This is a genomic window from Metabacillus flavus (assembly GCF_018283675.1).
Taxonomy (GTDB): Bacteria; Bacillota; Bacilli; order Bacillales; family Bacillaceae; genus Metabacillus_B; species Metabacillus_B flavus.
The window spans coordinates 386,607-398,445 of the sequence record NZ_JAGVRK010000001.1 but is presented as its reverse complement, the minus strand read 5'-3'; the positions used below and the strand labels follow the sequence as shown (position 1 = coordinate 398,445).

The 11,839-nt window shown below is 46.3% G+C and carries 9 protein-coding genes; 2 read left to right on the top strand and 7 right to left on the bottom strand.

The features are described from left to right. The first annotated feature begins 51 nt into the window (after positions 1 to 51). Both J9317_RS02120 and J9317_RS02115 read left to right on the top strand, forming a co-directional pair. Complete coding sequence (locus tag J9317_RS02120; protein WP_249292303.1) at positions 52 to 1,002, top strand: serine hydrolase domain-containing protein; 951 nt, start codon at positions 52 to 54, stop codon at positions 1,000 to 1,002. Positions 1,003 to 1,067: 65 nt separating this feature from the next. Continuing rightward, a complete protein-coding gene (locus J9317_RS02115) occupies positions 1,068 to 1,577 on the top strand; it encodes a YcxB family protein (protein WP_211556109.1) in 510 nt (169 codons plus the stop codon). Between the two features lie 35 nt (positions 1,578 to 1,612). Here J9317_RS02115 and J9317_RS02110 read toward each other — a convergent pair whose 3' ends face one another. The 7 genes from J9317_RS02110 to J9317_RS02080 all read right to left on the bottom strand — a co-directional run bounded on the left by J9317_RS02110 (position 1,613) and on the right by J9317_RS02080 (position 11,657). Continuing rightward, the gene (locus J9317_RS02110) at positions 1,613 to 1,996 is read right to left on the bottom strand and encodes a hypothetical protein (protein ID WP_211556107.1); all 384 of its coding nucleotides are present in this window, start codon (positions 1,994 to 1,996) and stop codon (positions 1,613 to 1,615) included. A 212-nt stretch (positions 1,997 to 2,208) separates the two neighbouring features. Further along, a complete protein-coding gene (locus tag J9317_RS02105; RefSeq protein WP_211556105.1) occupies positions 2,209 to 2,757 on the bottom strand; it encodes a PIN domain-containing protein in 549 nt (182 codons plus the stop codon). 20 nt (positions 2,758 to 2,777) lie between these two features. Continuing rightward, a complete protein-coding gene (locus J9317_RS02100; RefSeq protein ID WP_211556103.1) occupies positions 2,778 to 3,227 on the bottom strand; it encodes a hypothetical protein in 450 nt (149 codons plus the stop codon). Positions 3,228 to 3,396: 169 nt separating this feature from the next. Then, the gene (gatB, locus tag J9317_RS02095; RefSeq protein ID WP_211556101.1) at positions 3,397 to 4,827 is read right to left on the bottom strand and encodes an Asp-tRNA(Asn)/Glu-tRNA(Gln) amidotransferase subunit GatB; all 1,431 of its coding nucleotides are present in this window, start codon (positions 4,825 to 4,827) and stop codon (positions 3,397 to 3,399) included. Between the two features lie 14 nt (positions 4,828 to 4,841). Then, positions 4,842 to 6,299 carry an Asp-tRNA(Asn)/Glu-tRNA(Gln) amidotransferase subunit GatA gene (gene gatA, locus J9317_RS02090; protein WP_211556099.1) on the bottom strand — a complete coding sequence of 486 codons (1,458 nt, stop codon included), beginning with the start codon at positions 6,297 to 6,299 and terminating at the stop codon, positions 4,842 to 4,844. A gap of 15 nt (positions 6,300 to 6,314) precedes the next feature. Beyond that, the gene (gene gatC / locus J9317_RS02085) at positions 6,315 to 6,605 is read right to left on the bottom strand and encodes an Asp-tRNA(Asn)/Glu-tRNA(Gln) amidotransferase subunit GatC (protein WP_035407683.1); all 291 of its coding nucleotides are present in this window, start codon (positions 6,603 to 6,605) and stop codon (positions 6,315 to 6,317) included. Positions 6,606 to 7,169: 564 nt separating this feature from the next. Beyond that, entirely contained in the window at positions 7,170 to 11,657 is a 4,488-nt protein-coding gene (locus tag J9317_RS02080; RefSeq protein WP_211556097.1) for a phosphodiester glycosidase family protein, read from the bottom strand. Between the last annotated feature and the right edge of the window lie 182 nt (positions 11,658 to 11,839).

Here is an 11,839-nt window from a genome sequence, read left to right as displayed (position 1 = left end):
ATATCATAACCGTTCCAATATAATGAAATGGGGGTGGAAGACTTGAATTCAATGGAAAAGCATAATTTAAAAGTTTATGACGAAACCGGTGCAACCGCGCTATCCTGCCTGATCCTTCAAGACGGAAAGACGGCTTATGAATTCTATACAGGGACTCATAACCGAGAGTACGGTGCGCAGAAGGTACAGAAAGACTCTAGATTCAACATTGCATCCATACGGAAATCCTATATCGGCTTTGCACTTGCCTGCATGATCGCAGAGGGGAAAATCCGGGGGCTTGATCAGGATCTTTGCACTTATTTCCCTGCAATTCCTGTCATTGAAGGGACAACCATCCGCCATGTACTTACTCATACCCATGGCCTCGCAGAAAAGGACGGAAAATGGATCCGCATGTTTCCTCCTGGTGAAGACTGGTTTTATAACAATGCCGGAGTGAACTTGCTGATCAGCATTATTCAAAACGTCTCAGGAAAGACAATGGCCCAGATACTGGACGAGCAGGTGTTTCAAAAAGCAGGATTTGCGGAGAGCGGATGGGAAAAGTCTGAGGAAAATTTAGTTTTGAATTTTCTATCGGACCCTTCCCGGCAGCTGGATGACAGCGGCGAAGACAGCAACCTGTATTGCAGCACAAGAGATCTCGCTAAATGGGGAGAATTATTTCTTACAAGAGGAAAAAGTGCCGAGATTTTAACTCCGGATGCTTTCAAAGAAATGACTTCTGTGCAATTTACAGGATTGGCTCAATTGCCGAAACAAGGATACTTCTGGTGGGTGAAAGAAGAGGATTTTCCCAAAAATGAAATCGGCCCCAAAGTTCCAAAAGGCTCCTATCAGCTCCTCGGCATAACGGGCTGTATTTGCCTTGTCATGCCGGAGTATCAAGCCGTTGCGGTAAGAATGCTGAATCAAACAGGGCAGAACCGGGAATTTAATTATTTGGACGATGTGAGGACATTTGGTGATATGGCAGCTGGTATGGTTGGCGCAAAATAAGGGGAAGATCAAGTAGCATTAGCAGGAAATCCCCCTTATAATCAGTAGAGAATGGGGGATTACAATTGGAACATCAATATGAATTAACATTTGAAGATTATGCGGCATTCAACCTTCATTATGTAAAAGAATCAAAGACCGCCATGCAATCATTTTGGATTCAGCGAATAATAGGACCCGTCATTTTTTTAAGCTTCCCCTTTGTTTTTTCGTGGGGAAAGGATGACTTCCTTCCAATGTTCATTGTCTTTCTCATTCTCGCAGCTGCGTGGTTCTTTCTCTACCCTAAATACTTTTTTAAGGCTTTTAAAGGCAGAATTAAAAAATTCATGCAAGAGGGCAGCAATGGGAAAATACTTGGGGAACATACCCTCATTCTGGATGACAGCGGATTGACAGACATCAGCGAGTCCGGCAAGCACAGCACCAGCTGGGAGAGCGCAGAAAAAGCAGTAGAATTAAAGGAACACTATTTGATCTACATCAACTCCATGCAGGCCTGCATCATTCCGAAAAGATCTTTTAAGAATGAAGCCCAGCTGGGAGAGTTTAAACGGTATTTTGAAAGGCTATAACAAAAACGACCCAATTATAACGACCGGGTCGTTTTTTATTGGCGAAGAAGAAGCCGTTCACATAGATAGAAGGCTGCTGCTGTAACTCCTCCAAGCAAACTAAGAAAAAGAGAGGATTGTAAGGTTTGATAGACCGTGAACAAATGGGTGAGCTGAAGAATCAGTGCTCCTGCCGTAAAGAAGACAAGGAATTTCAGATTTTTGCGATTCGTGATGACGTCTGCGAGGTACGAAACCGGAATGCCGATGATGCCAAAGATTATAAAGGTATAAACGGAGAGAGTGATAAGCATCGCAATTAACGTACCTGGGTTTTCAGCCTCTAGTCCACCTTTTAGGATGAACGCGAGCATAAATAACAACGCCCCGCATACCGAGCAAATAGCGGCCGTTCTCAATTTTTGCTGGAATCGGATCATTGGATACACCTCCATCATTCCCCACATAAGTAAGGCGAGGAATTTTCAACACATATGTGAATGGGCCTTAACGTTCTCCCTTATATATATATCTCCGAAAAAATAATTGGGTGATTAAAACTTTAACCCTCTCATAGCTGTCAATAAAGACTGAAACTTTTCATCTTCAAAAACCCTAACCCTTCCATCTCCAGGAATTCCAACATATTCTCCTAATAGAATGTCATATAACTTGTCCTCTTCTTGTTCAAAAAAAGAGTATAGAGAAGAAAATCCTTAATATTGGCAGTCGCAAGAATTGCATCATTAAGATAGGCATGAATTAATATCCGTGCATCTGATGCTCTCAAATAATCCATTTTTCTTCCTGGAGGAATAATAAGTCCGCCGAACTTCCTTCGGGCATAATTACTAAATTCTCTTAATTGATATTCTATTTCATTAGGAACTGCGGCCGTTTCCTCGTCTAAAATTTCGAGAAGTTTAAGAATGGGCTTGGTCTCTTTCTTATCTAGAGTATAAGACTGAACCTTTAATTCCTGCACAACCTCAGCACTTACCAAAATTTCGGCTTCTTTTCTATTTGATTCCTCCATTATTTTGTTCCAAAAACGATTGGCAGCTTCTTTATATTCTCTTCTTTGTATTTGTTCATCACTTTCCATTTCACCTTCCACAATTTTTTGCATAATATAGGATTTGTATCTAAAACAATTGGTATCGGGCATATATGTTACTATACTTCGATTTGCTAAATCCATTTCATTCTCCCAGACATCATTTAATTTCCATCATTATTGATTTCTTCATTAATCATGTCTTTAGTCAGCTCTGCAGCTTTCTTAGTTTTTTCAAACTTATCATTTCTCTTTGAGATGAAATCCATGAAACCAGGGAGCTCATTAAATTGTTCAGATTCGATATGCCAAGTACCGTTAGCTCCAGAAGCTTGATACCCTTTATATTTTTCACTTGCACAATGGCGCCGGACAATCTGTTGAGACACACCTGTCAGGTTGGCAACTTCTCTTACAGTTAGATATTTCGGAACGTTAAAATACTGGGAAATCGATTGAATTTCATCTTTTTGCAGTTTTTGCGAAAATTCCTTAATTTCTTTTTTAAGTTCCCGCTCCAGCTTAAGCATTTTAAGATAAGCTCTTGCGGATTCAGATTTCACAAGTTGTTCTTCACTTTCATCCAGACGTACTTGGTCAAGGACAATACTCATATTGATCACCCTCCTTACCTCCATTCTACCACCTTATCGAAACTTTCGAAACTTCTACTACCAGTTTATTCAATCGTAAATTTTTTAATCCAATATATAATTTTTTCTTTCTCCACAGCTGTTTCAGCACAAAAAAGCTCCCAGAGCAAACGCCCTGGAAGCTTTTTTCTTAACGCTTATTAATTTCTTCCATGAGAAGCTTGTTGACCATTGGCGGGTTCGCCTGGCCTTTGGATGCTTTCATGATTTGGCCGACAAGGAATCCGATTGCGCGGTCCTTCCCGTTTTTGAAGTCTTCGATCGACTGCGGATTGGCATCGAGCGCATCGTTTACGAATGTGCGAAGCGCGCCTTCATCAGAGATTTGGACAAGTCCTTTATCTTTAACGATTTTCTCAGCATCGCCGCCGTTTTCAATCAGTTCTTTAAAGACTTTTTTCGCGATTTTAGAAGAAATCGTTCCTGCTTCGATCAGCTTGATCATGCCTGCCAGTCCTTCAGGAGTAAGAGCCGTGTCTTCAAGCTCCTTGTTCTCTGCGTTCAGGTAGGCTGATACTTCACCCATCAGCCAGTTGGATGCCTGTTTCGCATCCGCACCGGTTTTGACGGTTGCTTCAAAGAAGTCGGACATTTCTTTTGTAAGAGTCAGAACCATTGCATCATAAACAGGAAGACCAAGCTCCGCTACGTAGCGCGCTTTGCGCTCATCCGGAAGCTCAGGAATTTCAGCACGGATGCGTTCTTTCCATTCCTCATCAATGTAAAGAGACACAAGATCCGGTTCCGGGAAGTAACGGTAGTCGTCGGATCCTTCTTTTACACGCATTAAGAGGGTTTTTCCTGTGGATTCATCAAAGCGGCGTGTTTCCTGCTCGATGATTCCGCCGGATAACAGAACCTCTGCCTGGCGTTTTTCCTCGTGCTCCAATCCTTTGCGGACGAAGTTGAAGGAGTTCAGGTTTTTCAGCTCGGCTTTCGTCCCGAACTGCTCCTGGCCGACTGGACGAAGGGAAATGTTCGCGTCGCAGCGAAGAGAGCCCTCTTCCATTTTACAGTCAGAAACTCCTGTATATTGGATAATGGCTTTTAATTTTTCAAGATACGCATACGCTTCTTCCGGCGTACGGATATCCGGCTCGGAAACAATCTCCACAAGCGGCGTACCCTGACGGTTGAAGTCAACGAGGGAGAAGCCGTCGCCCGTATGGTTCAGCTTACCCGCATCCTCTTCAAGGTGAAGACGGGTAATTCCGATTTTCTTCTTTTTACCGCCTACTTCAATTTCAATCCAGCCATTTTCACCGATTGGCTTATCAAATTGAGAGATTTGGTACGCTTTCGGATTATCGGGATAAAAGTAGTTTTTGCGGTCAAACTTCGTATCCGTTGCGATTTCACAGTTCAGCGCCATCGCAGCCTTCATCGCAAAGTTTACCGCTTCTTTATTCAATACCGGAAGGACACCCGGGTAACCAAGGTCGATCACGGACGTGTTTGTATTCGGATCCGCTCCGAAGTGGTTCGGAGAAGCGGAAAAGATTTTTGAATTCGTTTTAAGCTCAACGTGGACCTCAAGTCCAATCACCGTTTCAAAGTTCATTCGTTTCTCACCCCTTACAGTTCAGGTTTTGCTTTATGATGGTCTGTCGCCTGCTCAAATACATGGGCAACACGGTAGATGGTGCTTTCGTCAAAGTGCTTGCCGATGATTTGAAGTCCGAGCGGAAGACCGTTAGAGAATCCGCAAGGAACGGAAATTCCAGGGACACCTGCAAGGTTAACCGGAATCGTTAAAATATCATTCGCATACATCGTAAGCGGATCGTCAGTTTTTTCGCCGATTTTGAAAGCAGGAGTCGGAGTCGTCGGTCCAACAATGACATCGTACTTTTCAAAAACATCTTCGAAATCTTTTTTAATGAGCGTACGCACTTTTTGCGCCTTTTTATAGTAAGCATCATAGTAACCGGAGCTAAGAGCGAACGTTCCAAGCATAATCCGGCGCTTCACTTCGTTCCCGAAGCCTTCCGCACGGGTCTGCTTGTAAAGATCGATCAGGTTTTCCGCATTGTCTGTACGGTATCCGTAGCGGATTCCGTCAAAGCGCGAAAGATTGGATGAAGCCTCAGAGGATGCTAACAGGTAGTAAGTTGCAAGCGCATATTTAGAATGCGGAAGCGATACTTCTTCCCACGTTGCTCCTTGAGCTTCCAGAACTTTAAGCGCTTCAAGCACGGAGTTTTTCGCTTCTTCACTGACACCTTCACCAAGGTATTCTTTTGGAACCGCGATTTTCAGGCCTTTAATATCACCTGTTAAGGAAGAAACATAGTCTGGAACATCCACATTTGCAGAGGTCGTATCCATTTGGTCTCCGCCTGCAATCGCTTGAAGAAGATACGCATTGTCCTCAACGGTACGGGTAATCGGGCCGATCTGGTCCAGAGATGACGCAAATGCCACAAGCCCATAACGGGAAACACGGCCATACGTAGGCTTTAATCCAACAACGCCGCAATAAGCTGCCGGCTGACGGATCGAACCGCCTGTGTCAGATCCAAGTGAAAACGGAACCTCGCCTGCTGCAACAGATGCAGCCGAACCGCCGCTTGATCCGCCTGGAACGGTTTCAAGATTCCACGGATTTCTTGTCGGCTTGAATCCAGAGTTCTCTGTAGAAGAACCCATCGCGAACTCATCCATATTCAATTTTCCGATCGTAACGGATTCTGCCTGCTGAAGCTTTTGCACAACCGTTGCATCATAGATCGGCATGAAATTCTCTAAGATTTTACTGGAGCACGTTGTACGAAGGTCCTTTGTTACAATGTTGTCCTTTACGCCAATCGGCATTCCAAAAAGGAGACCGAACTCATCGCGTGTACCGACTGCCTCGTCCAATTGCTTTGCATAAGAGCGCGCACGCTCTTCATCAAGCGTCATGAACGCCTGAACTTTATCTTCTACTTCGTTAATCCGTTTGTAGGACTCATCAACGAGGTCCGTAACGGTGATGTCTTTTTTATGTAAACGCTGCTTTAACTCGGAAATCTTATGGTCAAATAATGACACCTAGGTTTCCCTCCCTTATTCAAGAATGGTCGGAACGCGGATGTATCCGTCTTTCTGGTCCGGAGCGTTTTTAACAACGTCCTCAACCGGAAGACCTTTAGCCGGCTTGTCCTCTCTCATTACGTTTTTCATATCCAATACGTGAGTCGTCGGCTCAACGTTATCCGTATCGAGCTCATTCAGCTGCTCTGCAAATGAAATAATGGCATCAAGCTGCTTTGAAAACATCTGAGCTTCCTCTTCTGTAATCGCAAGACGGGCAAGGTGCGCAACGTGCTTAACCTGATCAGTCGAAATGCGTGACATCAACTGTTCACCTCCAATAAAATCGTGCATAAACAATACTCTGATGATAACAAAATTTAGTGCTATAAAGCAAGGCATTGTGGTGGCAGGCAAGGATTGGCGGATGAGCGAAAGCTGTGCGGCGGCTTGACGGATGCTCGGCGGATGCTCGGCGGATGCTCGGCGGATGCTCAGCGGCGCCTGACCCGCAGTTCGCTTAAGGATGAAAGCTTCGGCACCGATTCTGTGAACCATTGGTACGCAAGGGCTGAGTGGCTTCGGTCTCTGTCCCCCGCTGAGGTGAAGGATGTGGGGTCAGGCACGGTGCCAGTCCCGCTGTTTGCTGCCGAACTAAAGCTCCGGCACCGTCTTTGTAAACCATTGATACATAAGGCTTCACACGCATTCGCCTCCGTCCCCCGCTGCGGTGAAGGATGTGGGGTCAGGCGCCGGTCAATAAAGTTTGCACTGACCCCCGCTCCTCTACCGCACTAAACCTCCGTCCCCGCCGCGTTGCCATGTTGAGGGTCAGTGCAAAACCACAAAAAACCAGGAGCAGCAACCTGCCCCCGGTTTCAAACCCTATCACTTCGTAATCGTATGATCGTCAATTACCCTGCCATCACGTGCTTTAGCGGTAATCTTAATTCCGTCCTCTCCAATCATTACACTTGAATACACTTGTGTTTTCTCTTCGAAATACACATCCATGTAATCCTGCGGGACGGCGTCGTAGAATTTGCCTCCGGTGGAGCCGGCGATTAAGTAGGTGGTACCGCCTTTTTCGACCTGTTTGCCGTCTTTCAGCTTGTGCGTTCGGACGTAGGCGTGGTCATGGCCTGAGATGGCAAGGTCGATGCCTGCCTGGTCGAAAGCTTTTGGGAATACACTTTTGACCGCTTCTGCTCCGCCTTGCGGGTTGGAGTAGTATGGCGAGCGGTGATAGGTGACGATTTTCCATTTCTTTTTCGATTTGGCCATGTCTTTGATGAGCCAGTCTGCTTGTTTTTGGAGGCCGGCTGTGTCTGTTTCAGTGTTCAGTACAGCAAAATGGGCGTCTCCGTAGTCATAGGAGTAGACCGTTCCTTCAAAGCCGTCCGGGCCGTTGTAGGGCATGTTGAAGAGGCTCTTGAATGTGGTGACGCCGGTGCCGATGTTTTCATGGTTTCCGACTGTTGGCATGATGGCGGTTGATGGTGCAAGCTCGGTGTCTTTCATGGATTCAAAGAATGCATTCCAGTGTGAGTAAAGGTTTCCATCATCAATCATATCGCCGACATGCATCATGAACGCGGCATCCGGATGTTCCGCTTTTGCTTTTTTAAACAGTTCTGTGTAGATGCCGAAGCCGGATTCCGTTTGGTTCGGAGGTGCCTGGGTATCTCCCATCAGCAGGAAGGTGAATGGGTCCTTCCGCGATTCGTTTGCTTTGATTTCTGCAGGTTCGCTCCATCCTTCAGGTGTTCCGTCTCCAGCGCGGTACATATACGTTTGTCCCGGAACTAGTCCGGTCACTTCAGCGGTATGGGCCTGAAGCTCGCCTTCGTCCATGGCAAGCGGTGTGCTTTTGCCATTTTTGGCTAAAAATCTTTTGCCGGTGAAGCCATCTTTCTTGTAATCTTCTAATTTGGCAATCTGAACGACAGAGTCTGTAACCTGCGGGGCAGTCGTCCAGCTGATATTGCGGCTGGATGGTTTGCCGTTGAAGGTGACGTTCAATCTTTCCGGTTTGTTCGTTCCAAGGTGATTCAGCACATTAATTTCCTGTGTGAAGCTGTATTGGCTGTCTTTCGCTGCCTGAATGGTCACTTTGCCCGGCAATACGGATAGCAGGTTCGTTTTAACGGTGCCGTCTGCGCCAGTTTGACCAAGTGTCCAGTCACTCAGTTCCGTATCGCTCGCTTTGATCCAGCCTTGTACATCCCCAAGACGGACTTGCTGCCAGTCTCCTTCTGTTTTCATCACAATCATCTGAATGTTCCTCGATACCGGTGCTATCATTTCCGAGGCTTCATTCGCTTCTTTGCGGATTTGAGTCATTTTCGCTTTTACTTTAGCAATCTTGTAATTTGGTGCCGTTACTTTTACTTCGGCTCCCTGAACAGGCTTTCCGTTTTCATCCTTGACCGTTACCTTGGAGGGAAATCCTGTGGATGTGCGGTCGGTGCTGACATGGAAATGGGCTTTCAGATTTTTTTCGATGTCCGGTAGATACAGATCGGTTTCTCCAATTGATCCTGAAACGAAGTCAACCGCTGCTTTTCCTTTTGCCGAAGCAGGGATGGAAAGCGGCACGGTCCCAATTTCTGCATCGCCTTTGAGTTTGTTCAATCCTTTTAATTCAAGCTCGATGGTACCGTCTTCTATGATCTCATTTTTCACGATCATATCGGAGGTAATGGATTCAGATAGTTTTACCGTTTTACCTTCTGTTTTCAAAGCTGAAGGATCTGCTTTTAACTTTAGCTTCAGCGTATCCAGCTGCTCTGCTTTGCTTGCCTGAAGCTTGATAGGGAAAGCTCCGCCGATGTAGGCGGATTCAGGGGCAATTGCTTTGAACCCCGGCTGGCCGGCTTCGGTTTCAAACGTCCATGACTTCGTTGTTTCGTTTCCGAAGTTGTCCTGAACCGTAAGCTTTGCCATATGGTACCCGTCCAGCATCGGGCTTCCCGGCTGGTAGGAAACTTTGCCGGATTCAGGATCAAATTGAGCTTTCACTTCTTTTCCGTCTACATTCAGAGTAATGCGGGCCGGGTTGATCCCGGTGTCCTCATCCTTTGCGATGGCCGATATAACCGGCTTTGCATCGGTTACATTTGCTTGATCCGCAGGCTGGTTTGAATCGATCGACGGGTTTATTAAATCATCGTTCGTTTCGCCATATACTGCCCGGATGTTATCAACATAGATCGAGCCTGCATTTTTGTTGGCGTCGCTCGTCTCCATGAGTCGGACGGGCAAGTCCATTTTTAAAGGAAGGGCCTTTCCAGCAGGTACTTTTGCTTCGACGTATTTCCAGCCGGTCCAGTCCATTTTTGTTGCAAAATCAAGAGCGAACGCGCTGTTGTTTCCGTCTCTCATCTGACTTCTCAGCCAGTGGTTTTTCCCGTCGCCATACACCCACATTCCGATGGATTCCGGGTAATCTTCAATCGTTATTGGCTGCTTCGGATGAGCGTAAGCACCGGACGTGCCAGTTGTTCCTGAAAAATCATAGTTGAGCTGCAAAGAATGCTCTCCGAATCTAGCAGGCTCCGGATAGGTAGTCTGCTTGATGGAAATGGAGTTGAAGCGGGCACCGCTATAGGTCCAATTAGCAAAATCCTTCTCAAAGTCTGCTAGAATGATTGGCAGCTTGCCTACTTGGATATCCATCGTATCGGTTATGCCTCCGTATTGAACGGTAATTTTTCCAGATGCCGTTTGGCCGGAAGCCCTGAAAATTCCATTTTTATCAACGGTTCCAATATCTCCCTCCACCTTCCATTCAAAAAGGGACGGATCGGCGTCAACCGTTTTCCCGTCAAGCATGGCTTTAGGAGCGAGATTGATTTCGTCGCCTTTTTTTACTGTTAAAGAATCCTGTGGAAGCTGGATGCTGCTTAATTTGTCCGTTACGGTAATGGCCGACGATCCTTTTGCCCCGTCTTTATCCGCAAGGACCATGCCTTTTCCGGCTTTGCTTCCTGCTGTGAACAGTCCTTTTTCATCTACTGTTCCGAGGGCGGAATCAGAGACGGACCAGTCCGCCTCCCCGCTTATTGCTTTAGGGAAGAAATTTGCATCCATTCCTTTTGCATCAAGATCCTCAGTGCTTCCCTTCAGAATGAGCAAGTGGTCAGGCTTTATCGCAAGCTGGCTCACGCTTCCCGGCTGAGCGGACGTTGTAATTAGAATTGAATTGGCGACAGCGCGCTCAAAGCCATCGGATGGACGGTTTACGAGGCCAAGACCTTCTTCACCCGGCTGTCTTGCCGCAAAGGTGGATGAGCCGCCGCCATCGAGATTCAGTGCTTCTACAGCCCCCATTTCAAACATCATGTCACGAAGTTCGAAAACGGTGATTCCCTCTGAATATCCTGGTGAGCGGCCGTCGATGACAACAAAGAAAATCGTTCCGTCCGCCTTTTTACCGACAGCGGTCCGGGGAGCGACTGCTTTTGTAAAATCATCTGAAACTAAATTGACCTTCTGGCCATTTTGAACGAGCTTATGATTGCCGCTCAATCCTTCTTCAGCTTCCAGCCATTGAGAAGAAATCTGTGTTTCGATTTCAATTTCCTGGCCCGGCTTTAAGTTTTTCACCTTTTCTGCACTGGCTCCGTGACCGGACAGCACAAGCTTTCCTTCTTCAATCGGCTGATTCCCTTTTCCCTCAATAACCGATTCGACCTTCGCTTTCATTTTTCCCGGTTTATGTACATCCCCTGACTCAATCGTTAAAACAGCCTCCGTTCCGGCCGTGTTGGTGCCAGTTGATTTCAATGGATCTGAATACAAGACAAGGAGGTTGTTCGATCTCGTTCCATTTAAATTATCTATATGCTGAATGTTTCCATCTGAATGGAGCTTAAATTGAACCCCTGGAATACCAAAGAGCGGCGTCCCATCCCTCTTCATCCCAAATGATTCCTTGTATCCTGATTTAAGGATGCGGCCGTCGTGAATGACGGTTCCATTCGGAACTCCGCTGGACATATTATAGAAATCTCCGTTAAACGCCCCGATCACAACCTGTCCGGGCTTTGAGACGGCTGCTGCCTGCTGGCGGACCGGCTGCATGCCAAGGTCTTTTCCATTTGGAAGTCCGGCTTCAATGTCAAGATTTTGCGAATCCAAGTCCACGTTCATAACAAACGCTTCCTGCCTTCCGCGGCCGCTTCCAATCGTGACCGACTCCTGTTCAATTCCCGGTGCAATCTTTTTCTCCCACTGATCGATGACTTGTCCTAATGAATAGCCTGTCTCTTCCGCTGATGCGGTTTGAACTGGCAACATGACGCCTGCGGCAGCCGTTTGGGCAGCTAATACAGACGCAAAAACAACGGATAATAACCTGCGTGGCTTTCTCATATTCCTCTCCCCGTTTCATCTTATTTTCAGTCGCTTCCCTTCAAACCGTATCACGGAGAATTGTAGTTTTATGAGAAAGAATTTAAAGTTTTTGTAAATTGATGAAAATTAAGGATATCGCCCTAAATAACGTTTGAAGAGTTTGTCGAAAAAGCAGGTCCTTTCAGTCTTGCAATTTTGGG